The following is a 25,303-nucleotide window of genomic DNA, read 5'->3' on the forward strand; positions in this document are numbered from 1 at the left end:
AGCCGTATGCAGGCAGCCAAACCGGTCCAGGGCGCGAATCCGGGAGAGGGCCGGCTCGTGCTGGCCGCCACTCCGATGGGAGATATCGGTGACGCCTCGGCGCGTCTCCGCGACGCCCTCGGCACCGCCGACGTCATCGCCGCCGAGGACACCCGGCGCACCAAGGCACTCGCCGCGGCGCTCGGCGTCACCATCACCGGGCGGGTCGTGAGTTTCTACGACCAGGTCGAGGTGTCGCGGCTGCCGGGCCTGGTCACCGACATCGAGGAGGGCCGCACCGTCCTGCTCGTCACCGACGCGGGCATGCCGTCGGTGAGCGATCCCGGCTACCGGCTCGTCGCGGCGTGCGTCGAGGCCGGTCTGCCGGTGACCTGCCTGCCCGGTCCGTCGGCCGTCACCACTGCCCTCGCCCTGTCGGGCCTGCCCGTCGAGCGGTTCTGCTTCGACGGGTTCCCACCCCGCAAGCCGGGCCAGCGACGCGCGTATTTCGGAACGCTCGTCCACGAGCCTCGCGCCGTGGTGTTCTTCGAGGCACCGCACCGGCTCGCGGCGTGTCTGGCCGACGCCGTCGACGTGCTCGGCGGTGACCGTCGCGCCGCCGTCTGCCGCGAGCTCACCAAGACCTACGAGGAAGTGCGCCGCGGCACGCTTGCCGAACTCGCCGAGTGGGCCGTCGAGGGCGCGCGCGGTGAGATCACCGTGGTGCTCGAAGGAGCGGTTGCCGTGGCCACCGACCCCGTCGACCTCGTCGACGAGGTGGAACGGAAGGTCGAGGACGGGATGCGGCTGAAGGACGCCTGCGCCGTCGTCGCCGAAGCGGCGTCGAAGTCGTCCGGTGCGACGGTCTCGAAGCGCGAACTGTACGACGCGGTGCTGGAAGCGCGTCGCGACTGACGAGGCCTGCCGCCCACCGATCGAGAAGAACGCATATCGGACGCGCCGCGGGGTCCGGGGACACTGCGTGCCACGGAAGCCTAGACTCTGCCGGGTCCCGAGCGCAGACGTCACCGGCACCGGCCGGTCGGACGCTGTCGGGGGCTTCGGACGATCAGGAGGACGCGGATGGATTCGGTGAACGATTTCCTCGTCGAGGTGGGCGGGGTGGTGTGGGGGCCGTACCTGCTCATCCCGCTGCTGTTGGGTACGGGCCTTGTGCTCACGGTTCGGCTGAAGGGCATCCAGTTCCGCAAGCTGTGGCCCGCGCTGCGGCTGGGTCTGATCACCCGCCACGATCCCGGAGCCACCGAAGGGGACATCTCCCAGTACCAGGCGTTGACCACCGCGCTCGCCGCGACGGTGGGCGTGGGCAACATCGCCGGTGTCGGCACCGCGATCTACTTCGGCGGGCCCGGCGCGCTGTTCTGGATGTGGGTCACCGGCCTGGTCGGCATGGCCAGCAAGTACTCCGAGGCGTTCCTCGGCGTGAAGTACCGCACGACCGACGCCAAGGGTGAGCAGAGCGGTGGTCCGCAGTACTACCTCGCCCGCGCCATCCCCAACAAGGCCGGTCTCGTCCTGAGCCTGCTGTTCGCGGTGTTCGCCGTGCTCGCCAGCTTCGGCATCGGCAACATGACCCAGGCCAACACCGTCGCCACCCAGCTCGACGGCACCTTCGGTGTGCCCACCTGGCTCAGTGGCATCGTGATGACCGTGCTCGCCGCGGCAGTCCTGCTCGGCGGCATCAAGTCCATCGGCAGGGTCACCGCCGGCTTCGTGCCCGCGATGATCCTCCTCTACGTCGGCGCCGGCATCATCGTTCTCGCTGTCAACTTCACGCAGATCCCCGACGCCTTCGCGCTCATCTTCACCGACGCCTTCACCGGCACGGCGGCCACCGGCGGCTTCATCGGATCGGTCTTCATGATCGCTCTGCGCTACGGCGTGGCCCGCGGCATCTTCTCGAACGAGTCGGGCATGGGCAGCGCGGCGATCGCCGCCGCGGCCGCCCAGACCACCCACCCGGTGCGTCAGGGCCTGGTGTCGATGACCCAGACGTTCATCGACACGATCATCGTCGTCACCTTCACCGGTCTGGTCATCATCACGACCGGAGCCTGGGAGTCCGGCGAGCAGGGCGCCGCGATGACATCGGCCGGCTTCGCCGACGGCCTCGGTGGGGACTGGGGTCACTGGATCGTTGCCATCTCGGTCGTCTTCTTCGCCTTCTCGACGATCCTCGGCTGGTCGTACTACGGCGAGCGGTGCGTCGAGCGTCTCGTCGGTCGCCGCGGCGTGGTGCCCTACCGCGCGATCTTCGTGGTCGTGGTGTTCATCGGTGCCACCACCCAGCTCGAGGTGGTCTGGAACTTCTCGGACGTGATGAACGGCCTCATGGCCCTGCCGAACCTGATCGGTCTGCTGGTGCTGTCGGGTCTGATCGCGCGGGAGACGAAGGCCTACCTCGATCGCGACCCGTACCTGCTGAACGGCCCCGTCGTCGCGACGGACGATCCCGACACCGTCAAGTAACCGGAAGAAACGGGAAAGGGCCCCGCAATGCGGGGCCCTCGAACGTCTGCGGAGCGTGCCTCCACGCCGACCCGGAACTACCCCTCGTCAGTCCCTATCGGCGTGGAGGCCCCCGCCCCACACTGCAAGGCCGAACCTTGCGTGGTCACCACTCTTCCCCGCCTTTGATGGGGACGAAAAATACCGACCGGCGCGGAACCGGTATCATCCCTGCTCAGACGTGGTGAGGAATTTTTCCGCAGCGGATGTTTGCAGGCGGGGAACGGGAGCACGAAGGGCGCGGAACGGATGTCAGAGACCGGCGGAAAGCCTGGTTCGGCGCAGCGTCAGTTCTTCGCCGACCAACTGCGGATGCTGTTCGCCGCAGCCGGTCGCCCCGCCCTCAAGAAGGTCGTCTCGGATGCCGCGACCGTCGCCCGGGCGGTGGGCAGCGACCGGACCGTCTCCGTCCAGCGGGTCAGCGACTGGCGCAGCGGCAACCGGATGCCGGCCAACTTCGAGTCGGTGCATCCGGTGCTCGTGGTCCTCATCCGCGCGGCGCGGGAGCTCAACGCCGAACCGCCGGCCCCCGGTCTGTACTCCCTGAAGCAGTGGGAGAACTGGTGGAAGGCCGCGCGCGGCCAGGCGAACGCTCCGCGCACCAAGGAATCGGCATCGGTATCGGTGCCGCCCGGGATCCGTCCTTACAAGGGACTCGCCTCCTATCGGCAGAACGACGCCCGGTTGTTCTTCGGGCGCGCCCAGAGCGTGCGGACCCTCGCCGACGTGGTGACGGCCTCCCACGGGCAGGGCCCGGTCGTGGTGACCGGTGCCTCCGGCGTCGGCAAGTCCTCGCTAGTGCAGGCCGGTCTCATTCCGCAGCTGTGTTCCGCGCCGGACTGCCACCCGGTGGTCCTCACCCCCGGCACCGACCCGGTGGCACGACTCGTCGACGCGCTCCCCGAACTGGCCGACGTCGACGACCCCGCCGACCACACCGCCGTCCACGCGGCCCTGCGTGCCGCGACCTCCCGTACGTCGTCGTCCTTACTGCTGATCGTCGTCGACCAGATCGAGGAACTGTTCACCCAGTGCAGCGACGTCGCTCTGCGCACCGAGTTCCTCACCCTGCTCGAGACGGCGTCGACCGGTTCGGACGGCGACGCGCCCGCCCTCGTCGTCGCGACGATGCGGTCGGACTTCTACGACCAGGCAGTGGCCACCCCCGTGCTCGCCCGGGCCCTCGAACGGCGGACCAAGACCGTCCAGCCCCTCGACCGCGACGATCTCGTCGAGGTCATCACCGCGCCCGCCAAACTCGTGGGGGTCCGCCTCGAACCCGGTCTCGTCGACCTCATCCTCCACGACCTCACCGGACTGGCCGATGGTGAGATCAGCGGCACCGAGCTTCCCCTGCTGTCCCACCTGCTCGACTCCCTGTGGGACAAGCGCAGCGGGGGCACGCTCACCGTCGCCGCCTACCGCGCGACCGGCGGGGTCCGCGGATCCGTCGCCGCCGGCGCCGAACGGGCGTGGGAGAGTCTCGCCGACGATTCCGACCGTGCCCGTGCCCGCTCGATGCTCGTCCACCTGGTGTACGTCACCACGACCGGCACGGACGTCAAGATCGCGCGGTCGCTGAAGGAACTGCTGGCGGTGGGCGGGGAGGATCGCGACGCGTCGAAGCGCGTCCTCGACCATTTCGTGTCGGCACGTGTGCTCGTCGTCGACGCCGATTATGTCGAACTCATCCACGATGCGGTGATCGACGCGTGGCCCCGACTCAAGTCCTGGATCCAGCAGGACCGCGCCGGTGCCGCCCTGCGACAGCAGATCGAGGCCGACGCGTCGACCTGGCTCGGCTCCGGACGCAACCGCGAGTTGCTCTACCAGCGCGGACGCATGGACGTCGTGTCCGAGCAGAATCCGCACCTCGCCATGGCGGGCACCCCCGAGGACCGGCGCGGGCCGGTCGCGCTCAGTCCCACCGCGGTGGCCTTCCTCGACGCCTCCCGCCGGCAGATCGCCCGCGAGACCCGGACCCGGCGGGTCGGCATCGCCGCGATGGCGCTGTCCACGATCATCGCGTTCGTCATGACCGGACTGGCCTGGGACGCGAAGAGCCGGGCCGAGACGGCACGGAGCACCGCGCAGTTCCAGCAGATCGTCGCGCTGTCCGACTCCCTGCGGGACGAGGACCCCACGATCTCGGCGAACCTGGCGCTCGTCGCGGCCGAACTCCAGCCCGACAGCCCGGTCGCGTACTCGAGGCTCATCGCCAGCCAGGCCGTGCCCCTCGCCTACACACTGAGCGGACACACGGGGCCGGTCTACGGCGTCGTCGTTTCCCCCGACGGGTCCACCCTCGCGTCGGCGAGCGACGACGGCACCGTCCGCCTGTGGGCACTCGACGGCGACGAACCGTCCGCCGTGGGCGAGCCGTTGCAGTTGTCGTCGAAGTACATGGCGTCCGTCTCGTTCAGCCCCGACGGCCGTTTCCTCGCGATCGGGGCAGGTGACGGCGGTGTGTGGATCTACGACGCGTCCGACCGTGCCGCGCCGCGCGTGGTGCTCGACCGGCAGGTCTACGCCGACGGCGCCGTGCACAACGTGCGGTACTCACCCAACGGGCGGGTGCTCGCCGTGCCCTACGACGACGGGCACGTCGCACTCGTCGACACCTCCGATCCCGGATCGGGCCGGTTCCCCGTCACCCTGGTCGACGAGCACGACGGTGGTGTGCGGACGGTGGCCTTCCGTCCCGGCGGGCAGGTCCTCGCCACGTCCAGCGACGACCGCACCGTCCGGCTGTGGGACGTGAGCATGCCCTCGCGGCCGGTGCCGCTCGGCGAGCCGCTCACCGGTTTCGGCGACGTGGCCCATTCGGTGAGCTTCAACGGCGACGGCACGATCCTCGCGGCGAGCAGCGACGACGGTGTGCTGCACCTGTTCGACACCACCGATCCGCGCGCGGCCCGCCCGCTGGGGGTGCCGACGAACGCCCACACCGGGGGTGTCTGGAACATCGCGTTCCTCCCCGACGGACGCACGCTGGCGAGCGCGTCGTGGGACGGCACCGCGAAACTGTGGGACGTCGACCCGTCGACGCGAACCCTCGACGAGATCGGCCCGCCGCTGACCGGGCACGGAGGCGGTGTCCCGACGCTCGCGGTGAGCCCGACCGGAACCACCGTCGTCACCGGCGGACAGGATTCCAACGTCCGGGTGTGGACGATGCCCCGGACCAGGGTGGCGGTGGCCGACGGTGCGCTGACCAGGCCGGCGATCGATCGTGCCGGTGCCCTCGTCGCGACCGGCAGCTACGGACCGGATGTCACGCTCTGGCGGGTGGGTCAGGGCGGCGACTGGAACCGCGCCGGTGGGATCGCGTTGCCGCGTCCGCTCGGTGGTGCGTACGTGTGTGCGCTCTCGCCGTCGGGCACGATCCTGGCCACGGCACCGACGTCCGGCGGCAGCGTGCAACTGTGGGACGTGCGCGATCCGGCGACCCCGAAGCCGTTCGGCGATCCGGTGCCGCTCGACACGAGGTTCACCTCCGCCCTGGCGTTCGGACCCGACGGCACGACCCTCGTGACCGGCGCCGACGACTTCTCGGTGCAGTTGTGGGACATCGCGGATCCTGCCGAACCGGTGCCGTGGGGCCGGCCGCTGACGGGACCGAAGAATCTCGTGCGCAGTGCCGCCATCAGCCCCGACGGCCGAAGTCTCGTGGTCACGAGCGCCGACAGCGAGATCTACGCCTGGGACGTGACCGATCCACGCTCCCCGCGGCGGGTGAACGTCTCGGACGGGCACTCCACCGGAGTGAACACCGTGGCCTTCGGTGGATCGAGCGATGTGCTGGTGACCGGCGGGGACGACCACGACGTGGTGGTCTGGGACCGCACCGAGTCCGGTGACTTCGTCGCCCGCGAGACCAGGTTGAGCGGCCACACCGGCACGGTCTACTCCGTCTCCATCACCCCCGACGGCACCCGCGCGGTCAGCGGCAGCGACGACGGCACCGTCCGTCTGTGGGACGTCGCCGACCCGGGCGGCATGCACGAGATCGGTGGCCCGGTCACCGACATGGGAACGGGACGATGGCAGGTGACCTTCGCGCCCGACGGCACCATCGTCGCCGCCGGTGGCGACGGTCTGCTCCGCACATGGGGGCTCGATGCCGATGCCGTCGTGGCCCGCATCTGCCGTTCCACCTCGGTGCGACTCGAGGAGGTCCTCGACCGTTACGAGTTGCCGTCGCCTCCCGACGAGGTGTGCTGAACGGCTGGCCGCGCGTCGCCGAGCGTGAGGATGCTGGCGGCCTTGTCGAGGCATTCCTGCCATTCCGCGTCGGGATCGGAGTCGATGGTGATGCCGCCTCCCACACCGAGCGCACACACGCCGTTGCCGCTGTCGTCGTGCCCGAACTCGACGGTGCGGATCGCGACGTTCAGTTCGGTGCCGGCGATCGGGCTCGACATGCCGACGGTGCCGCAGTAGACACCTCGCGCGGAACCCTCCCACCTGGTGAGCAGCGTCCGGGCGCGGAGTTTCGGGCAGCCCGTGACCGATGCGGGCGGGAACGCCGCGTCGAGCACATCGGCGACCGTCACACCCGGTCGCCGCTCCGCCGCGACGGTGGACACCAGATGCCACACGCCGGGTGCGGGACGCACGGTCAGAAGATCCTCGACCCGCACCGAACCGGTCTCGGCGACGCGGCCGAGATCGTTGCGGACGAGATCGACGATCATCACGTTCTCGGCGACGTCCTTGACCGATGCCCGTAGCCCGGCGGGGTCGGCGGAGAGGGGGAGGGTGCCCTTGATCGGACTCGACCGCAGCGTGTCGCCGTGGAGGGAGACGAACAGTTCGGGCGAGAGCGACGCGACTGCACCCCACGATCCCTGCAGGTAGGCGGCGCGCGCAGGGGCCGTCCGGGAGATCCCGTCGGCGAAGAACGCCAGCGGATCGCCGTCCCATCGGCCGGTGAACCGCGTGCACACGCACGCCTGGTACACCTCGCCGGCGCGGATCGCGTCGAGACAGCGTTCGACGCCGCGGCGGTGCTCGTCGCGAGGCGGTGGTGTCCAGTCGATGTGCCAGTCGGATGCGGTCGGAGATGAGTCGGTGTTCGACGGTGGGGCGAGGACCGCCGCGGCGAGATCGTCGGGGCAGGGTGCGGTGCCGAGCGTCTCGTACCACCAGCACCCGTCGGCGTCGAGACGCAGGACGGTGTCGGTCCACCCGCTCGCGGCGAGGGGCAGCGCGGGTCGGTCCGGGATGCGATCCGGGTAGGCGAGATAACCGATGCGCCCGCCTCCGATGAGCGGCCGGTCGTCACCCCCGGGTTCGGGCGCGTCCGCGGGGAGGGAGAAGACCTCCGCCGGTGGGACGGATTCGACGGACACGGACGGGACGAGCACGGCTGCCGCCCCGAACCATTCGCCCGACAGTGCCGCCGGGGCGGGGATCGCGAGGATCCTGGCGCGTTCTGCGAGTGCACCGAGCACGCGATCGACGGTGCCGCCGCGGCCGAGTCGTTCCATCCGCATGGCGTCAGCTTGTCATGCCTGTTCGGAAGCATCGGGACGAGCCCGGAGATGCGTGAGCTTGTCGGGATTGCGGACCACGTAGACGCCGGTGACCAGGCCGTCGTCGATCTCGAAGTGCAACACCATGTCGAGGACACCCGCCGAGTACACGAGGACACCGGGCATCGAGTTCACCACGGCCGGCTCGATGGTCATGTCGGGCAGCGGATGCCGGACCAGTCCGAGGAACAGCCGGGCGACCTTCGCGGAGCCGAGGACCGGAACCCGGGCCGCATTGACCTTGCCGCCACCGTCGGCGAGGTACCGCACGTCGGGAGCCAGCAGTGACAGCAGTCCGTCGAGGTCGCCGGTGGTGGCCGCGGTGAGGAACGCCGTGACCACCCGGTCGGTCTCGTCGCCCGCGGGAGTGAAGCGTCGCTGCCGGGCATGGACGTGCTCGCGGGCGCGGTGCGCGATCTGCCGGACGGCGCTCTCGGTGCGGTCGACCGTCTCGGCGATGCGCGCGTACTCGAAACCGAACACCTCGCGCATCACGAAGACCGCGCGTTCGACGGGCGTCAACGTCTCGAGCACCAGCAGCATCGCGGTCGACACCGACTCGGCGAGTTCGACCTCGGCGGCTGCGTCGGGAGCGGTGAGGATCGGCTCGGGCAACCACGGCCCGACGTAGTCCTCCCGGCGGCGTTGCGCCGAACGCAGCGAGTTCAGCGCCTGACGCGTCACGATCTGCGCCGCGTAGGCCCGTGGATTGTCGACGGACTCGGTGTCGGTGCCGGCCCAGCGGATGTAGCTCTCCTGCAGGACATCTTCGCTGTCGGCGACGCTGCCGGTGATCTCGTATGCGATCGAGAACAGCAGTCCCCGGTGCTCGGTGAAGACATCCTCGCCGGTCGTCATACGTGCGCCTTCTCCCGTGCGGCGGTGTCGGGTCCGCGTCGGGTCGGCAGGGAACGTCCGCGCGCCTGCTGCTGCATGCTGTGGATGGTCCCACGAACGACGGCTTCCTTCACCGGTGCTGCGAGCCGTCCGCGCACGGCCCACCTCGACGGGGTGTCGTCGCGTGCCGACAACTGCACGACGCCGCGATCGCGGCCGAGAGAGATGCAGGTCGTGACGAAACCGAGGGAGAGCGGTGCCGGCTCGCCTCCCTGCAGCAGCTGCCACACCGTGTCGGCGCCGTGGGTGCCGAGCGGCATCGCGGCCTGGCAGCTCATGCGCAGGTGGTCGTTGCCGTCCACCACCACTGCGTCGCCCACGCCGACGATCGGCATGCTGTCGCCCACGCCGACGATCGGCATGCTGTCGCCCACGCCGACGATCGGCGTGCCGTCGACCGCCTGCAGGGTGTCGCGCACCCGGAGACGACCGTGCTCGTCGACCGGCAGTCCGCTGCGACGGGCCAGGTCGGGTACGGAGAATCCTGCTGTGCGCACCACGAGAGTCGCGGGGATCTCGGAGCCGTCGTCGAGGACGACCGAGCCGTTGTCGATGCGGGCGACCCGCGTTCCCGACCGGACCTGAACGCCCAGTTCGTCGAGCCGGTGGAGGATGTAGCGCTGCGTGTTCGCAGGAAGGGCCGCTCCCGGATCGCCGACGAGGACGAGGGTGTGCCGCGGATGCGACTGTGCGAGTTCGGTGACGGTCTCGAGGCCGGTGAGCCCACCGCCGATCACGACGACGGAGGCGTGATCGTCCGCCTCGAGGAGAGCGTCGTGCAGGGCCGTGGCGGAGTCGAGGTCGGCGACGGAGAACGCCTTCTCCGCACCGGGGATCGCACCGGAGCCCGAGGTGCTGCCGACGGCGTAGATCACCGCGTCGCACGGCAGGACCGTTCCGTCGGCGAGGGAGACCGCGTGCGGTTCGATCCGTACGGCCGAACCGACGTGCAGCGTCACCCGCGGGTGCAGGAGATCGGACAGTTCGTGTGTGGCGGTTCCGGATCCGGCCGCCACCTGGTGGAGCCGGACGCGTTCGACGAAGACCGGTCGCGGGTTCACGACGGTGACCGCCACCTCGGGGTGTTCGGCGAGCAGACGGTTCGCGGCCATCACGCCGGCGTATCCCGCCCCTACGGCCACCACATGGAATTGCGTCGTCATCGCTCTGTTCCCTTCGCTGTCGGAAGTGGTGTCACCGATAGGACACCGCTCGTGGCGGGGATGTGACACGACGCCGCCGTGAATTCCTGTGATGCCCGTCTCCTGCTGGCGGGCTCGTCGACGATCGAACCGGTCAGCGACCGACCGTGCGGGATTCCGGTGTCAGCGAGGCGGTCTCGGCCGCATCGCGACCGGCGTGGAAACCGTCGGCGTCGACCCCGCGACTACGCGAGTCGCGGGTGACGGGGAACAGCCGCCGGAACTCGGTGTCGACGGCATCGGACCGCCTGGCGAGGATGGGCGCGAGTTTCGTGATGGGCATCTGCGCGTCGGCGGCGGCGTGGGCGGTGGCCCGGACGTCCGCCTCGCGGAGACGTTCGCCGATCCGGTGCGCGTAGCCGGTGAGGAAGGCGCGGCGGAAGGAGGTCGCGGACGATCCGCGCCGCCCCGCAGTTCCGGCCGCCTGCACGGCCCGCCCGGCCTGCACGAGCAGCGAGGTGTACAGCATCTCGGCCTGCTGCAGGTCGGTGGCGGTGCCGACGATCGTCGCGATCTGCACCCGGGTGAACCACACCGTGCGCACGCGGTTCGCGTCGCCGATGGCGGTGAGGAGCAGGACCTTCTCGCGGATGTACGGGCTGTCGAGGTGGATGCGCCGGCCGACGACCGGGTCGGTGCCGGAGTCGGGCCCGGCCAGCAGCGCCGCACCCACCGCATGGCGCGAGACGAGTTCCTGCGCCTTCGCGGTGAGCGCTTCGGCCTCGTCGGGGAAGTCGGTGGACTCGGCCTTCGACAACAGTGCCCGGATGCGTTCGAGGATCCGGGTGTCGGGCGGGGTGGGCACGGACGGGTCGCCGGACCGGACGGACGGCCACCGCGACGGCGGGGGTGTGAGGATCGCGAAGGACGGCAGGTACTTCCAGGTGAAGGCGAGCCCTTCGATCTCGAAGCGGGTGACGTCGGGGCACGCGCGGAACAGACCGTCGGCCAGGGTCGGTGCCCCGGCTGCGTGGGCGGGACGCGGATGCCGGCGGGCGATCTCGTCGAGTTGCCGCACCCACTCGACGGGGGCGCGTTCGGCCGCGCGCCGGATCTGCGCGTCGAACAGCATCGTGGCCGCCGTCAGTGCGACATCGGAGGGACCACCCGAGCGGGCCGTCACGTGGAGCACGTCGGCGGGCTGCCATCCCCGCTCGTAGGCACCGCCCAGCTCGGCGAGCAGGGAGTGCTCGTTCAGGCCACCGGATCGAACATGTGTTCTATCGATGCGCATGCGCCGCAGTGTGGCGCACGGCACCGACAGGTTTGCGCGGCGACGGAGAACACGCAGGTGAAAGGCTCTCCGTCGCCGGACCGGACGCTCAGTCCTCGTCGACGTAGCGCGGGAACACCGGTGCCGGGGCGGGCAGGGCGGTGCCCGGAGCCAGACGGGTCGCGACGGCGTCGAACTGCCGTGCCTCGGGTGCCTGGCCGAGGAGATCGAGGATCTTCGCGGCGGCATCGGGCATCACCGGCTGGACGAGCAGACCCACGATCCGAACGACCTCGAGCGTGACGTACAGAACCGTCGCCATCCGCTCGGGATCGGTCTTGCGCAGCACCCACGGCTGCTGCGCCGAGAAGTAGCGGTTGGTCTCGCCGAGCACGTGCCAGATCGCTTCGAGACCGAGGTGCAGGGCCTGGGAGTCGAACTCGGCGCGCACCTTCGCGAGCAGCGCGTCGGCCTGGGCGAGCATGGCCTCGTCGTCGGCGGTGAACTCGCCCGGCGTGGGCACGGTGCCCTCGAGATTCTTGGCGACCATCGTCAGGGAGCGCTGCGCGAGGTTGCCGAGGTCGTTGGCGAGATCGGCGTTGATGCGGGTGACGATCGCCTCGTGGCTGTAGCTGCCGTCCTGGCCGTAGGAGATCTCGCGGAGCAGGAAGAAGCGCAGCTGGTCGAGGCCGTACTGGTCGACCATCTCGAGCGGATCGACGACGTTGCCGACCGACTTCGACATCTTCTCGCCCTTGTTGAACAGGAAGCCGTGGACGAAGACCCGCTTCGGCAGTTCGAGGCCCGCCGACATGAGGAAGGCCGGCCAGTAGACGGTGTGGAACCGCGTGATGTCCTTGCCGATGATGTGCAGGTCGGCGGGCCAGTAGCGGCGGTAGGACTCCGACCCGGTGTCGGGGAATCCGGCGCCGGTGAGGTAGTTGGTCAGCGCGTCGACCCACACGTACATGACGTGATCGGGATGATCGGGGACGGGAACGCCCCAGTCGAAGGTGGTGCGGGAGATCGACAGGTCCTTCAGGCCGCCGGAGACGAAGCTGACGATCTCGTTGCGGCGGGTGGCCGGGGCGATGAAGTCGGGCTGCTCCTCGTAGAGCTCGAGCAGCTTGTCCTGGTAGGCCGACAGCCGGAAGAAGTAGGTGGACTCCTCGGTCCACTCCACGGGGGTGCCGGTGTCGGTGGAGATCCGCGAACCGTCCTCGAGCAGCGTGGTCTCGCCGTCGGTGTAGAACGCCTCGTCGCGGACCGAGTACCACCCGGCGTAGGTGTCGAGGTAGATGTCGCCCGAGTCGACCATGCGCTGCCAGATCGCCTTGCTCGCCTCGAGATGATCGGCGTCCGTGGTACGGATGAACCGGTCGTACGAGATGTTCAGCCGCTTGTCCATGGCCTCGAACACGTCCGAGTTGCGGGACGCGAGTTCGGTGACCGGGATCCCTTCCTTCGCGGCAGTCTGCTGCATCTTCAGACCGTGCTCGTCGGTGCCGGTCAGGAAGCGCACGTCGAAGCCGTCGAGACGCTTGAACCGCGCGATCGCGTCGGTCGAGATGTACTCGTAGGCGTGCCCGATGTGCGGGGCGCCGTTCGGGTACGCGATCGCGGTCGTGACGTAGAACGGCGGGCGGGTGGGATCGCCGGCGGCCGGGCGGGAGGAATCAGGCGCAGTCATGGTGGCCAGTAGTTTATAGGGCGTGAGTGCAGCCCGCCCCGCCCCCGAAGCCCCGCAGCCGTTGAGCCCCCTCGTCGACGCCCACACGCACCTCGACGCGTGCGGCGCCGAGGACGCCGCGACGACCTCCGCGATCGTCGATCGTGCCGCCGCGGTGGGGGTCGGACGCATCGTCACCGTCGCCGACGATCTCGAGGCGGCACGTTTCGCCGTGCGGGCCGCGCATTGGGACGACCGCGTCTACGCTGCCGTCGCCATCCATCCCACCCGCGCGAACAGCCTCGACGACGCCACCCGTGCCGAGATCGAGAAACTCGCCGCCGACCCGCGCTGCGTCGCGGTGGGGGAGACCGGCCTCGACCTCTACTGGCCGGGCAAGCTCGACGGGTGCGCCGAACCGGCCGAGCAGGAGGAGGGTTTCCGCTGGCACATCGACCTCGCCAAGCGACTCGGCAAGCCGCTGATGATCCACAACCGCGAGGCCGACGCCGACCTGCTGCGCGTCCTGCACGACGAAGGTGCACCCGAGAAGGTGATCTTCCACTGCTTCTCGTCGGATGCCGACATGGCCCGTCGCTGCGTCGACGCCGGATACCTGTTGAGCTTCTCGGGCACCGTGAGTTTCAAGAACGCGAAGGCGCTGCGTGAAGCGGCGCCGCTCGTGCCCCGCGAGCTGGTGCTGGTGGAGACCGACGCGCCGTTCCTGACCCCGCATCCCTTCCGGGGTGCGCCGAACGAGTCGTACTGCCTGCCGTACACCGTGCGCGCGCTCGCCGAGGTGCGCGGTGAGGACGCCGGCGAACTGGCCGCGGCCACCACCGCGAACGCCGAGCGGGTGTACGGACTTTCGTAAAGGGCACGCGCGCTCCCACTCCCGTCGTGAGAATACGGGCATGCGCTCCTTCGTCTACAACTCTCATCCGGTACGTGTGATCTTCGGCCCCGGTACCGCCTCGCGGGTCGCGGACGAAGTACGTCGACTCGATCGTTCGCGCGTCCTGCTGCTCGCCGGCGAGCACGTGCGGCACCAGGCGGAGCTGGTCGAGAAGTATCTAGGCGATCTGCAGGTCGCGCGTTTCGACGGCGCGGTCATGCACACGCCGGTGGAAGTGACCGAGCGGGTGCTCGGCCTGGTCACCGAGCACGACGTCGATGCGGTCGTCGCGGTCGGCGGCGGCTCGACCACGGGCCTGGCCAAGGCACTGGCCCGCCGCACGGGGATCGATCAGGTGATCCTGCCGACGACCTATGCCGGGTCGGAGGTGACGCCCGTTCTCGGCGAGACCGCCGACGGGGTGAAGACCACACGTTCGTCGCCCGACATCCTTCCGGAGACCGTGGTCTACGACGTCGAGTTCACCACCTCGATGCCGATCCCGCTGGCGGTGACCAGCGCGATCAACGCGATGGCCCACGCGATCGAGGCCCTCTACTCCGAACAGGCAAATCCGATCGTCGATGCTCTCGCGCTCGAGGCCGTGGCCGCGATCGCCCGGGGTATCCCGGCGCTCGGTGCGGATTCGGCCGATCCGGAGGGGCGTTCGGATCTGCTGCTCGCCGCGTGGCTCTCCGGTACCTGCCTCGCTTCGGCGGGAATGGGGCTGCACCACAAGCTCTGTCACGTCCTGGGTGGGTCGTTCGACCTGCCGCACGCTGCCACGCACACCGTCGTGCTGCCCCATGCGCTCGCCTACAACGAACCGTCGGTACCGCACGTCATGGCGCGGGTCGCGCAGGCGCTCGGCACGGATTCGGCGCCCGCGGGCGTCTACGACCTCGTGGCGGCGGCCGGTGGGCCGACGAGTCTCGAGGAACTGGGGTTGCGGGAGTCCGATCTGGACGAGGCGGCGCGACTGGCGACGGCGAAGCCGTATCCGAATCCCCGGGAGGTCACGGAGGTGGGTGTGCGGCGGTTGCTGGGGGAGGCGTTCGCCGGTAACCGGCCGGAGCCGGTCGAGAAGGCTGGTTGAAGCTACAACCACGGGTTGCTATCTTAGTTGTCGCTTCAACTAAGTGGGGCTCTCCGGCCTCCGACCCGAAAGGCTCGACATGAAGACCCCTCTCGTCCGCGACATCGGCATCCTCGTCGCCCGGCTCGTACTCGGCGTCATCTTCCTCGCGCACGGACTGCAGAAGTTCAACTCGTGGGGATACGAAGGCACCAAGGCGGGCTTCGAAGGAATGGGCGTGCCCGCCCCGGCGATCTCTGCGTTCGTCGCCACCTGGATCGAGATCCTCGGTGGTCTCGCGCTCATCCTCGGTGTGCTCGTCCCCGTGTTCGGCGTCCTGCTGTTCCTGCTCATGTTCGGCGCGTTCCTCATCGTGCACGTGGAGAACGGAATCTACGTCGGCGACGGCGGTTTCGAACTCGTGGCCGCGCTCGGCGCGGGGGCTCTCCTGCTCGCCGCGGTCGGTGCGGGAGCATTCAGCGTCGATCGCTTCCTCGCGCGGAGGGTTCCGCTCCTGCGTACGTCCTGACCTGCGGTTCCGGGGCGCTGTGGACGATTTCTCCCGATCGTCCGCAGCGCCTTTTCCGTCCGATGACGCGCGCTTTTCGCATATGTCTTGTTATTCTCCTGCACGACATGTGCGTTCACGGATTTCTCCGACAGGATCGATATGACCGTGCAGCAAGCTGTTCCGCGTCGCGACACCACGTGGAATGTCAATCGACGGACCTTCCTCGTGGGCGCAGGCGCACTCCTCGCTGCCGGCCTCGTGGGCGCCGGAACCTCTGCGGCACAGCCTCGGACACCGCAGCGTCCCAACATCCTCATCATCATGACCGACCAGGAGCGTCAGCCGATGCACTGGCCGGCCGACTGGGCGCGCAACAATCTGCCCAATCGGCAGCGGCTCGCCGACACCGGGCTGACCTTCACACGATCGTTCTGCAACGCCGCGATGTGCTCGCCCAGCCGCAGCACGTTCTTCACCGGGCTCTATCCCGCCCAGCACGGCGTGGTGAGCACCCTCACCGAGGGCGGCACGCTCTCGCCCACCGAACCCGTGCTGCCGGTGGACGGCCAGAACATGGCGAAGATGCTGCTCTCCGCCGGATACGACGTCCACTACCGCGGCAAATGGCACATGAGCAAGGGTGCCGACGGCGGCGACCCGTCGCCCGAGGACATCGCGCGGTACGGCTTCGCGGGATGGGAGCCCCCGGAGGCCGGGCAGGACACCGCACCCGAGAACTTCGGGGGTGGCTGCGCCGACCGCGACGGCAAGATCGCCTCCGACGCCGCCGAGTTCCTGCGGTCGCGAAGTGCCTCCGACGACAGGCCGTTCGCGCTCATCGTGTCGTTCGCCAATCCCCACGACATCCTCTCGTACCCGAAGACCTGGGACCAGGTCGACGGCGACTGCAACAACTACGGCGCCTTCGCGCCCGAGGCGTTCGAGCAGGGAATCGACCTGCCGCCCACCATCGACGAGGACCTGCTCCGCAACTTCAAGCCCACCGCTCAGGCCGAGCTGCTCCTGCTGCTCGCGGGCGCGCTCGGTCCGCTCGTCGGTCCCGAGGCGGCACGGCAGTACGTCAACCTGTACGCCTACATGCACAAGGTCGTCGACCAACACATCGGGACCGTTCTCGATGCGCTGGAATCGGTTTCGGGCATGCGCGAACGCACCGTCGCCTTCCGGGTGGCCGACCACGGCGAGATGGGGCTGTCCCACGGCGGGCTCCGTCAGAAGGCCTTCAACGCCTACGAAGAGACCCTCAATGTTCCTCTCGTGGTGAGCAATCCGGTGATGTTCCCGAGGCCGGTGTCCACCGACGCGCTCGCGTCGCTGATCGACGTCATGCCCACCCTCGCGACGATGGCGGCCGTGCCCGACCGTTCGGCGTGGACGTTCAAGGGCGTCGACCTGACACCCGTCATAGAGGGTGCGTCGTCCGGTGCCACTCCGCCGCAGGTGCAGGACACCGTCCTGTTCACCTTCGACGACGAGAACGCCGCCGCGGCCAACGGGCAGACGACGGTGAAGCAGCCCAACCACATCCGTGCCGTCCGGCAGGACCGGTGGAAGTACGCGATGTACTTCGACCCGTCGGGACGCGCGCTGCCGCAGTTCGAGCTCTACGACCTGCACGACGATCCGCTCGAGACACGCAACCGCGCGAACCCGCTCGATCTCGCGAACTTCGACCCGGTGCAGGTCGCGACCATGCACGCCGTCCTGATGGACGTGATGGCCCGCACCGGCACCACCCCCACCGTGCCGATTCCGCAGTTCCCCGTACCGAGCGGATCCGCCGATCTCCCCGTCCCCAGCGGCTCGGCAGGGCGCTGACGAAGCCGCTCATCGGCAACCACGACCACCGGTAGGCGATCCGCTGTGCGCCGGTGGTCCGCCGGCCGTGTTCGCGATCCGCGCTGCCGTTCGGTGCTGTGCCGGTAGTGCCGCTCACGGCCCTGCACGAGGCCCTCGCGTGCGGCGAAGCCTCCTTCCTCTCCGGTGCGTGACCACCTGCCGCGTCGGAGCCTGTGGGTGTCGACACCTCGACCGCTTCGGATGGGATGCGGCACAGATGTGCGAGAACCTCGACCGCCTCACGGAATTTCTGTCCCCGGTGTCCGAAACGAGAGGAATTCCCTTTTCCGAGTATCGCTAGAAAATGGCGATTTCGGGCACGCCGAAATGGTCGAGGTAATACCTGTTCGATATTTGTGACGGGCGTCGTGATCTGACAGAAATCATTATCAGTGCAGCTAGAGGCGATGAAGTTGCAATAACAATGCCGTCTCGTTACCGTGCTGTAATCACAGTTGTCGTCCGTCTGGAAATAATCGTGTCACCTTTCATCAAGATCAATCGCGTCAAGTCGCCGGTGTTCTACTCGGTGGTCGCCGCCGTCTTCGTCACCCTCGGTGCCGGTGGTGCCACTGCTGTGGTTCAGCACAAGGACGTCGTCCTCGACGTCGACGGTGAGCAGCGTGCCTTCGGCACGATGAACTCCAACGTCGGCGACATCCTGGCCGCCGCCGGCTACACCGTCGACGAGAACGACGTCGTGGCCCCGGCCGTGGACTCGTCCGTCTCCGATGGCGACACCATCGTCCTGCGACAGGCCCGTGAGCTGCGCCTCACCGTCGACGGTGAGGAGCGCTCGGTGTGGACCACCGCGCTGACCGTCGACGAGGTGCTCGACCAGTTCCGCCTCTCCGACGACGCCTACGTCTCCGCCTCCCGTTCGCACCGCCTTCCGCTCGACGGTGCCGATCTCGAGGTCGTCAACCCCAAGACGGTGCGCTTCGCCGACAACGGCGCGCCCGCCGCCGAGGTGCGCGTCGCAGCGCCGACGGTCGCCGAGTTCCTCGAGGCCCAGGGCGCGAAGCTCGAGCAGGCCGACAGTGTCACCCCTGCCCTCGACGCGGAGCTCGCGGAGGGCATGGAGGTCGTGGTCACCCGCGACCGGACCGAGTCGCGGACCGAGAACCTGCCGATCGCCCCGCCGGAGAACCGCGTGGACGATCCGAACATGCTCGAGGGCGAGACCGCCGTGAACGACCCGGGTGCTCCGGGTGAGCGATCGGTGACCTTCGACGTCCACACCGTCAACGGTGTCGAGGTCGGACGCACCGAGACCGACTCGAAGGTCCTCGCCGAGCCGCGGCCCGTCGTGATCCGCGTCGGCACCAAGCCGAAACCTGCTGTGCCGGCCTCGGGTCGCGCGTCGACCTGGGACTCCATCGCCCAGTGCGAGGCGACCGGCAACTGGGCCATCAACACCGGCAACGGTTTCTACGGCGGCCTGCAGTTCACGCAGCAGACGTGGGCCGGCTTCGGCGGCACCCAGTACGCACCGCGCGCCGATCTCGCGACCCGCGAGCAGCAGATCGCCGTCGCGGAGAAGGTCCAGGCGGCCCAGGGCTGGGGCGCATGGCCGGCCTGCACCAGCAAGCTCGGTCTGCGCTGACCGGCACGGGTGTGCACGGTGTGACCTGCTCCCGAGTGCGCTAGGTTCACCACGTGTCAGCAGACGATCCCGAAACCACTCCGAGGGCCACCCCGGCTTCTCCGCGCGGCCTCGCCGCGCTGCTCGGACCCGCCGAGGTCCGTGCACTCGCGGAGGAGTTCGGGGTGCGCCCGACGAAGCAGCTCGGCCAGAACTTCGTGCACGACGCGAACACGGTGCGCCGCATCGTCAACGTCGCCGGGGTCGGCCCGGAGGATGTCGTGCTCGAGGTCGGGCCCGGCCTGGGTTCGCTCACCCTCGCCCTGCTCGACGTCGTCGACCGTGTGGTTACGGTCGAGCTCGATCCCGTTCTCGCGCAGCGTATTCCCACGACCGTGCAGGAACGGGCCCCGCGGCTCGCCGACCGCTTCGACGTCGTGCACATGGACGCGATGAAGGTGCTGCCGAAGGACCTTCCCGTCACGCCCACCGCGCTCGTCGCGAACCTGCCCTACAACGTCGCGGTGCCGGTGCTGCTGCACCTGTTCTCCGAATTCCCCACTCTGCGAACCGCTCTCGTGATGGTGCAGGCCGAGGTCGCCGATCGGCTCGCAGCCGAACCGGGTGGCAAGATCTACGGCGTACCCAGCGTGAAGGCCCGGTTCTTCGGCGACGTCCGCAGGGCCGGCGCTGTCGGGCGTGCGGTCTTCTGGCCCGTTCCCCAGGTGGAATCGGGCCTCGTGCGCGTCGACCGCTATGCGGAGCCACCGTGGCCCACCGACGCCCGGACGCGCGCCCGGGTCTTCGCCGTCGTCGACGCGGCCTTCGCGCAACGGCGAAAGACGTTGCGCGCAGCGCTGAGTGGATGGGCGGGTTCGCCCGCGGAGGCCGAGAGGCGCCTGCTGGCGGCCGGTATCGAGCCGTCGACCCGCGGGGAGAAGCTCGACGCCGCAGCCTTCGTGCGGCTCGCAGGGGTGGAGTGATCTAGGCCACTCTTCCTGGCGGTCGGATGCGATGTGTGGTTAAGTTGCCCTCGGTCGTTAGGTAGTGTGTTCGTGGTTTACCCCTCGCACATTTCTGGTTGCGAGCGGAGGCGATAGCCACGATGGAATCGTTTCAGCCGTGTAGTGACAGACCCGGGAGCCGAAACCGACTCCCGACGAGACAGAACGTCTATATCCGTTCTGCCTGCAAGCGAAGGACAGCAACATGGCTGAAGGTACTGTGAAGTGGTTCAACGGCGAAAAGGGCTTCGGCTTCATCGCTCCCTCGGACGGCTCCGCTGACGTCTTCGTGCACTTCTCCGAGATCCAGGGCCGCGGCTTCCGCACCCTCGAGGAGAACCAGCGCGTGAGCTTCGAGATCGGCCAGGGCCAGAAGGGCCCGCAGGCCACCGGCGTGAACGTCATCGGCTGATACCGATACTCTCCGAATCCGGGCCGGCACCTCAGGGTGCCGGCCCGGATTCGTTGTATCCGGTCAGCCGATCATCGCCCCGTAGCCGGTGATGCCCAGGCCGGACGAGCCGGTCGACGAGCCGGCGGAGTCGGCCGAACCGGTGGCCACTCCGGCCGAGCCGGTGGGCGGGTTGACGCAGTCCACGAGATTCAGCGAGCGCGGGACCAGGTCGCCGAGCGAGCAGACGCGCGGCGGAGCCGGTTCGGCCGAGGCGACGCCGGCGGTGCCGAGCGTGGCGGCCGCGGCGACGACGCAGACGGCAACCGCATTGCGTACGGATCGAGTCACATTTCCTCCAGTGTGTTCACGAGTCGCCCGATCGTAGAGCGTGGCCGCGGCGGTCGGGAAGCGTCCGTATCCCGAGTAAGCTCTGTACTCGTGCTTTCCGTCGTGCCGACCCCCGTGACAGTGCGGGTCCCGTCCAAGGTCAACCTGCATCTCGCGGTGGGTGACCTCCGTCCCGACGGCTACCACGACCTGCACACCGTCTTCCAGGCCCTGTCCCTGTACGACGAGGTGTCGGTGGTCCCGGCCGACACCCTGAGCGTGACGGTGCGCGGCGCGGGCGCCGAGTCGGTGCCCACCGATTCGACGAACCTGGCGTGGCGCGCCGCCGAGATGATGGCGGAACGGGCCGCACGTACACCCGACGTGGCGATCACGATCGACAAGGGCATCCCCGTGGCCGGCGGAATGGCCGGTGGCAGCGCCGACGCTGCCGCGACGCTGGTCGCGCTCGACGCGCTGTGGGGCATCGGGGCGCCCCGGGAGGACCTCGCGGATCTCGCCGCCCGCCTCGGCAGCGACGTGCCGTTCTGCCTCCACGGCGGAACGGCGATCGGAACAGGGCGGGGCGAGCGCCTCGTCCCCGTCCTCACCCGCGGCACCTTCCACTGGGTACTGGCCCTCGCGAAGGGTGGTCTGTCCACACCGGTCGTCTTCCGTGAACTCGACCGGCTGCGTGCCGAGGGAGAACCTCAGCGCGTCGGCAGCGCCGATGCCGTGCTCTCCGCGCTCGGCTCCGGTGATGCGCACCGGCTCGCGCCGCTGCTCGGCAACGACCTGCAGGCCGCGGCCCTGTCCCTCGACCCGATGCTGCGACGCACGCTCCGAGCGGGTGTCGAGGCCGGGGCCCTGGCGGGCATCGTCTCCGGTTCCGGCCCCACGTGCGCGTTCCTCGTCGAGGACCAGCACGCCGCCGTCACCGTGAGTGCCGAACTCGCCGGTGCCGGTGTGTGCCGTACGGTGCGGGTCGCCTCCGGTCCGGTGCCCGGCGCCCGTGTCGTCGGCGACGCCGATCCCGCACACCCCTGATCCCGTAGTACATCCCCGCAATCCTCGGAAGGCGTTCCTCCACGTGGCGAATCTGATCAACCTCGAACAGGTCTCGAAGTCGTTCGGCATCAAGCCGTTGCTCGACTCGGTGTCCCTCGGCGTGAACGAGGGGGAGCGGATCGGTGTCGTCGGCCTCAACGGCGGCGGCAAGACGACGATGCTCGAGGTGCTCGCCGGCATCGAGGAGCCCGATTCGGGCCGGGTGAGCCGCGTGAACGGTCTGCGCATGGCCGTCGTGACGCAGCGCGGCGGTCTGCCGGAGGGCTCGACCGTCGGCGAGGTGGTCCTCGGGCCGCTCGACGTGGCCGAGCACGAGTGGGCCGGTGATGCGCGCATCCGCTCGGTGCTCACCGGTATCGGCATCGACAATCTCGGTCTCGACGCGGTCGTCGACGGTCTGTCCGGTGGTGAGCGTCGCCGGGTCGCCCTTGCCTCAGCCCTCGTGCAGGATCTCGACCTGCTCGTCCTCGATGAGCCCACGAACCATCTCGACGTCGAAGGCGTGCAGTGGCTCGCCGAGCACCTGCTGTCGCGGCGCAGCGCGCTCGTCGTCGTCACCCACGACCGCTGGTTCCTCGACACTGTCGCGACCCGCACCTGGGAGGTCGTGAACGGCCGGGTCGAGAGCTACGAGGGCGGCTACAACGACTGGATCTTCGCGCGCGCCGAGCGCTCGCGCCAGGCCGACGCTATGGAGGAACGCCGCCGCAATCTCGCCCGCAAGGAACTCGCGTGGCTGCGACGCGGCGCCCCGGCCCGCACATCGAAGCCGAAGTACCGCATCGAGGCCGCCGAAGCGTTGATCGCGAACGTGCCGCCGCCGCGCGACTCCGTGGCGCTGGCCTCCTTCGCGAAGCGCCGCCTCGGCCGCATCGTCATCGAACTCGAGGACGCCACCCTCACCACCCCGGACGGCCGCGAACTGGTCCGCGACCTCACCTGGCGTCTCGGCCCGGGCGAGCGGATCGGTCTCGTCGGCGTCAACGGCTCGGGCAAGACGACCCTGCTGCGCACGCTCGCGGGCGAACTCGAACCGGCACAGGGACGTCGCGTCCAGGGGCAGACCGTCGAGATCGGCTGGCTGCGGCAGGAACTCGACGACCTGCCCACCGACATGCGGGTGCTCGACGCCGTCAAGGACGTGGCCGAGCGGATCACGCTGGGCGACAAGGAGATCTCCGCCGGTCAGCTCGCCGAACGTCTGGGCTTCACACCGGCGCGGCAGCGCACCCCCGTCGGCGACCTGTCCGGTGGTGAGCGTCGCCGGCTGCAGCTCACGCGTGTGCTCATGGCCGAACCGAACGTGCTGCTCCTCGACGAGCCCACCAACGACCTCGACATCGACACACTCCAGCAGCTCGAGGACCTGCTCGACGGCTGGGCCGGAACCCTCGTGGTCATCAGCCACGACCGGTATCTCGTCGAACGCATCTGTGATTCGACGTGGGCCCTGTTCGGCGACGGCCGGCTCACGAACCTTCCCGGCGGCATCGAGGAGTACCTGCGTCGGCGCACGGCCATGGGCGACGGCGACGTGCCGTCGGTGGCGTCGACCGTCTCGAAGACCGGTGACGCCGCGGAGCAGCCGAAGAAACGCGACGGTGCCGCGGAACGTGCCGCGCGCAAGGAACTGTCGCGCCTCGAGCGTCTCGTCGCGAAGCTGACCGAGAAAGAGGAGAAGCTGCACCACGACCTCGCGGAGGCGGCGACCGATCCCGACCGGCTGCAGAAGCTCGACGCGAAGTTGCGTGAGGTGGTCGCGGAGAAGGAAGCGGCCGAGGAGCAGTGGATGGAGCTCGCCGAAGATCTCGACTGAATCCTCTTGACCTCGAGTCGGCTCGAGGTCGCAGGATGGGCGTCGTCAGAAGGAACGCCCATCAGGAGGATCCATGTCCGTCACCGAAACATCCGGTACCTCTACGCATCTCCCGCAGTCCCGACTCGCACGTTCCGCGGTGGTGGTCGCCGCGTCCGTCATGACCGCACTGGTGATCGACCTCGTGCTGTGGGCCGTCGGGCTCGTCGCGGGTGGCTCGTTCGAACACACCGACGCCGGTGAGGTGGTGAGCGCGGCGCCCGGTGGCGTGGTGCTCATGTCCGTCGTCCCGCTCACCGTCGGTCTCTCCGTCGCGGCCCTGCTCACCCTGTGGTGGAACGGTTTCGCGCGGATCGCCCAGGTCGTCGGGGCGTTGCTGCCGCTGGCGACGATCCAGGGCACGATCTCCGCGGACTTCGACACGCCGAGCACCGTCGCCCTGGCGCTGATGCACGTCGTGATCGCCGTGGTGGTCGTCGTCGCACTGGAGATGCTCCGTGCGCGTGCCTGACACGAGTAGGGGGAGGAAATGTGCGCTTCCGCAAGGAAAGTCGAACATTTCCTCCCCCGAGTTCGGGCGGAGACCTACAGGCCGAGCAGCTTGCTGATGATCTCGTTCATGATCTCGTTGGTGCCGCCGCCGATGCCGAGGACGCGGGCGTCGCGGAAGTGGCGCTCGACCTCGCTCTCGCGCATCAGGCCGATACCACCGGAGAGCTGAACCGCCTCCATGACGGCGTGGTCGCAGACCTTGACGGCGTTGTTCTTCGCCATCGACGTCTCGAGCAGCATGCCCTCGCCGTTGACCCACCGCTCGGCGACCGAGCGGCAGAACGTCTGTGCCGCAGTGATCTCGGTGGCGAGCTCGGCGAGACGGTGACGCACGACCTGGCGCTTCGACAGCGGACGGCCCATCGTCTCGCGGGACTTGACCCACTCGACGGTCAGGTCGAAGCAGCGCTGCGCGGTGGCGACGGCCTGGAAGGCCAGCGACAGGCGCTCACCCTGGAACTGCTGCGCGATCTGCCCGAAGGCCGAGTTCTCGGCGCCGATGAGGTTGGAGACCGGCACGCGCACGTCGTCGTAGAACAGCTCGGCGGTGTCCGAACACAGCCAGCCCATCTTGTCGAGCTTGCGGGAGACAGTGAAACCCGGTGTGTCCGTAGGGACTACGACGAGCGAGATGCCACCGGCGCCGGCGTCGCCCGTGCGCACCGCGGTGGTCACGAAGTCGGCGCGTGTACCCGAGGTGATGTAGAGCTTCGCACCGTTGATGACGTACTCGTCGCCGTCACGACGCGCGGTCGTGCGGATGTTCGCGACGTCGGAGCCGCCGCTGGGCTCGGAGATCGCGAGCGAACCGATCGCGCGACCCTCGAGCGCGGGACGCGCGAACCGCTCGATCAGGTCGGTGTTGCCCGACGAGACGATGTGCGGGGTGGCGATGCCGTGGCTGAACAGCGCCGAGATCAGGCCCGACGAACCACCGGCGAGGATGATCTCCTCGAGGATCGCGAGCATGTCGAGGGCGGTGCCGCCCGAGCCGCCGTGCTCCTCTGCGACCGAGGCGCCGAGCAGGCCCGCGTCGGCGGCCTTGCGATGCAGTTCGCGCGGGATCTCGCCGGCGCGCTCCCACTCGTCCAGGTGGGGGACGATCTCCTTGCGCGTGAAGTCGGCGGCGAGCTGACGGAGCGCCTTCTGCTCGTCGGTGTCCCAGCGGATCACTTCGGTGGTGGTCATGC

The 25,303-nt window shown here is 69.2% G+C and carries 20 protein-coding genes; 13 read left to right on the plus strand and 7 right to left on the minus strand.

Annotation, left to right across the window (positions count from 1 at the left end; genetic code table 11):
• Positions 1-6: 6 nt before the first annotated feature.
• The 3 genes from rsmI (at position 7) to CKW34_RS05355 (ending at position 6,732) form a co-directional block, all read left to right on the plus strand.
• Positions 7-894 (plus strand): 16S rRNA (cytidine(1402)-2'-O)-methyltransferase, encoded by an 888-nt coding sequence (rsmI, locus tag CKW34_RS05345; RefSeq protein ID WP_059381661.1) that lies wholly within the window; start codon positions 7-9, stop codon positions 892-894.
• Positions 895-1,062: 168 nt separating this feature from the next.
• Positions 1,063-2,469 (plus strand): alanine/glycine:cation symporter family protein, encoded by a 1,407-nt coding sequence (locus CKW34_RS05350; RefSeq protein WP_059381660.1) that lies wholly within the window; start codon positions 1,063-1,065, stop codon positions 2,467-2,469.
• A gap of 288 nt (positions 2,470-2,757) precedes the next feature.
• On the plus strand, positions 2,758-6,732 hold the full coding sequence (locus tag CKW34_RS05355) for an nSTAND1 domain-containing NTPase (RefSeq protein ID WP_059381659.1): 3,975 nt from the start codon (positions 2,758-2,760) through the stop codon (positions 6,730-6,732).
• On the opposite strand, the gene CKW34_RS05360 is transcribed toward CKW34_RS05355, so the two are convergent.
• The 5 genes from CKW34_RS05360 to metG all read right to left on the minus strand — a co-directional run bounded on the left by CKW34_RS05360 (position 6,696) and on the right by metG (position 13,047).
• On the minus strand, positions 6,696-8,006 hold the full coding sequence (locus CKW34_RS05360) for an aminodeoxychorismate synthase component I (RefSeq protein ID WP_059381658.1): 1,311 nt from the start codon (positions 8,004-8,006) through the stop codon (positions 6,696-6,698). The two genes, CKW34_RS05355 and CKW34_RS05360, sit on opposite strands and share 37 nt — an antisense overlap.
• Positions 8,007-8,018: 12 nt before the next feature.
• A complete protein-coding gene (locus tag CKW34_RS05365; protein ID WP_059381657.1) occupies positions 8,019-8,903 on the minus strand; it encodes an RNA polymerase sigma-70 factor in 885 nt (294 codons plus the stop codon).
• Positions 8,900-10,105, minus strand: coding sequence for an NAD(P)/FAD-dependent oxidoreductase (locus CKW34_RS05370; RefSeq protein WP_080968187.1), 1,206 nt, complete (start codon positions 10,103-10,105; stop codon positions 8,900-8,902). The genes CKW34_RS05365 and CKW34_RS05370 overlap by 4 nt, the downstream gene beginning before the upstream one ends.
• Positions 10,106-10,238: 133 nt before the next feature.
• Entirely contained in the window at positions 10,239-11,378 is a 1,140-nt protein-coding gene (locus CKW34_RS05375; protein WP_059381656.1) for a DUF2786 domain-containing protein, read from the minus strand.
• 88 nt (positions 11,379-11,466) lie between these two features.
• Positions 11,467-13,047 carry a methionine--tRNA ligase gene (metG, locus tag CKW34_RS05380; protein WP_059381655.1) on the minus strand — a complete coding sequence of 527 codons (1,581 nt, stop codon included), beginning with the start codon at positions 13,045-13,047 and terminating at the stop codon, positions 11,467-11,469.
• Positions 13,048-13,069: 22 nt separating this feature from the next.
• Here metG and CKW34_RS05385 point away from each other — a divergent pair, with 22 nt between their 5' ends.
• The 7 genes from CKW34_RS05385 to CKW34_RS05415 all read left to right on the plus strand — a co-directional run bounded on the left by CKW34_RS05385 (position 13,070) and on the right by CKW34_RS05415 (position 20,368).
• The gene (locus tag CKW34_RS05385; RefSeq protein ID WP_059381654.1) at positions 13,070-13,900 is read left to right on the plus strand and encodes a TatD family hydrolase; all 831 of its coding nucleotides are present in this window, start codon (positions 13,070-13,072) and stop codon (positions 13,898-13,900) included.
• Between the two features lie 40 nt (positions 13,901-13,940).
• A complete protein-coding gene (locus CKW34_RS05390) occupies positions 13,941-15,017 on the plus strand; it encodes a maleylacetate reductase (protein WP_059381653.1) in 1,077 nt (358 codons plus the stop codon).
• 79 nt (positions 15,018-15,096) lie between these two features.
• Positions 15,097-15,525: a DoxX family protein gene (locus tag CKW34_RS05395; RefSeq protein ID WP_059381652.1), complete on the plus strand. Its 429-nt coding sequence runs from the start codon at positions 15,097-15,099 to the stop codon at positions 15,523-15,525.
• Between the two features lie 141 nt (positions 15,526-15,666).
• A complete protein-coding gene (locus CKW34_RS05400) occupies positions 15,667-17,346 on the plus strand; it encodes a sulfatase-like hydrolase/transferase (RefSeq protein WP_059381651.1) in 1,680 nt (559 codons plus the stop codon).
• A gap of 499 nt (positions 17,347-17,845) precedes the next feature.
• Positions 17,846-18,973, plus strand: a complete 1,128-nt coding sequence (locus tag CKW34_RS05405) for a resuscitation-promoting factor (RefSeq protein WP_059381650.1) — start codon at positions 17,846-17,848, stop codon at positions 18,971-18,973.
• Between the two features lie 53 nt (positions 18,974-19,026).
• Positions 19,027-19,935 (plus strand): 16S rRNA (adenine(1518)-N(6)/adenine(1519)-N(6))-dimethyltransferase RsmA, encoded by a 909-nt coding sequence (rsmA, locus tag CKW34_RS05410; RefSeq protein ID WP_059381649.1) that lies wholly within the window; start codon positions 19,027-19,029, stop codon positions 19,933-19,935.
• A 226-nt stretch (positions 19,936-20,161) separates the two neighbouring features.
• Positions 20,162-20,368 (plus strand): cold-shock protein, encoded by a 207-nt coding sequence (locus CKW34_RS05415; protein WP_006553820.1) that lies wholly within the window; start codon positions 20,162-20,164, stop codon positions 20,366-20,368.
• 63 nt (positions 20,369-20,431) lie between these two features.
• Here CKW34_RS05415 and CKW34_RS05420 read toward each other — a convergent pair whose 3' ends face one another.
• Positions 20,432-20,698: a hypothetical protein gene (locus tag CKW34_RS05420; protein ID WP_059381648.1), complete on the minus strand. Its 267-nt coding sequence runs from the start codon at positions 20,696-20,698 to the stop codon at positions 20,432-20,434.
• Positions 20,699-20,788: 90 nt separating this feature from the next.
• On the opposite strand from CKW34_RS05420, the gene CKW34_RS05425 reads away from it, so the two are divergent.
• The 3 genes from CKW34_RS05425 to CKW34_RS05435 all read left to right on the plus strand — a co-directional run bounded on the left by CKW34_RS05425 (position 20,789) and on the right by CKW34_RS05435 (position 24,072).
• Positions 20,789-21,724: a 4-(cytidine 5'-diphospho)-2-C-methyl-D-erythritol kinase gene (locus CKW34_RS05425; protein WP_059381647.1), complete on the plus strand. Its 936-nt coding sequence runs from the start codon at positions 20,789-20,791 to the stop codon at positions 21,722-21,724.
• Between the two features lie 43 nt (positions 21,725-21,767).
• Positions 21,768-23,561 carry an ABC-F family ATP-binding cassette domain-containing protein gene (locus CKW34_RS05430; protein WP_059381646.1) on the plus strand — a complete coding sequence of 598 codons (1,794 nt, stop codon included), beginning with the start codon at positions 21,768-21,770 and terminating at the stop codon, positions 23,559-23,561.
• Between the two features lie 73 nt (positions 23,562-23,634).
• Positions 23,635-24,072: a DUF6069 family protein gene (locus CKW34_RS05435; RefSeq protein WP_059381645.1), complete on the plus strand. Its 438-nt coding sequence runs from the start codon at positions 23,635-23,637 to the stop codon at positions 24,070-24,072.
• Between the two features lie 74 nt (positions 24,073-24,146).
• Here CKW34_RS05435 and CKW34_RS05440 read toward each other — a convergent pair whose 3' ends face one another.
• Entirely contained in the window at positions 24,147-25,301 is a 1,155-nt protein-coding gene (locus CKW34_RS05440; protein ID WP_059381644.1) for an acyl-CoA dehydrogenase family protein, read from the minus strand.
• Positions 25,302-25,303 lie beyond the last annotated feature (2 nt).

This window comes from Rhodococcus rhodochrous, from assembly GCF_900187265.1.
In the GTDB taxonomy this organism is placed as follows: Bacteria; Actinomycetota; Actinomycetes; order Mycobacteriales; family Mycobacteriaceae; genus Rhodococcus; species Rhodococcus rhodochrous.

Coding starts and splice junctions, on each gene's coding strand:
- CKW34_RS05400 (WP_059381651.1), top strand. CDS start 15,667: ATGACCGTGCAGCAAGCTGTTCCGCGTCGCGACACCACGTGGAATGTC.
- CKW34_RS05415 (WP_006553820.1), top strand. CDS start 20,162: ATGGCTGAAGGTACTGTGAAGTGGTTCAACGGCGAAAAGGGCTTCGGC.
- CKW34_RS05375 (WP_059381656.1), bottom strand. CDS start 11,378: ATGCGCATCGATAGAACACATGTTCGATCCGGTGGCCTGAACGAGCAC.
- CKW34_RS05395 (WP_059381652.1), top strand. CDS start 15,097: ATGAAGACCCCTCTCGTCCGCGACATCGGCATCCTCGTCGCCCGGCTC.
- CKW34_RS05370 (WP_080968187.1), bottom strand. CDS start 10,105: ATGACGACGCAATTCCATGTGGTGGCCGTAGGGGCGGGATACGCCGGC.
- metG (WP_059381655.1), bottom strand. CDS start 13,047: ATGACTGCGCCTGATTCCTCCCGCCCGGCCGCCGGCGATCCCACCCGC.
- CKW34_RS05435 (WP_059381645.1), top strand. CDS start 23,635: ATGTCCGTCACCGAAACATCCGGTACCTCTACGCATCTCCCGCAGTCC.
- CKW34_RS05360 (WP_059381658.1), bottom strand. CDS start 8,006: ATGCGGATGGAACGACTCGGCCGCGGCGGCACCGTCGATCGCGTGCTC.
- CKW34_RS05350 (WP_059381660.1), top strand. CDS start 1,063: ATGGATTCGGTGAACGATTTCCTCGTCGAGGTGGGCGGGGTGGTGTGG.
- CKW34_RS05355 (WP_059381659.1), top strand. CDS start 2,758: ATGTCAGAGACCGGCGGAAAGCCTGGTTCGGCGCAGCGTCAGTTCTTC.
- CKW34_RS05440 (WP_059381644.1), bottom strand. CDS start 25,301: ATGACCACCACCGAAGTGATCCGCTGGGACACCGACGAGCAGAAGGCG.
- CKW34_RS05390 (WP_059381653.1), top strand. CDS start 13,941: ATGCGCTCCTTCGTCTACAACTCTCATCCGGTACGTGTGATCTTCGGC.
- rsmI (WP_059381661.1), top strand. CDS start 7: ATGCAGGCAGCCAAACCGGTCCAGGGCGCGAATCCGGGAGAGGGCCGG.
- CKW34_RS05365 (WP_059381657.1), bottom strand. CDS start 8,903: ATGACGACCGGCGAGGATGTCTTCACCGAGCACCGGGGACTGCTGTTC.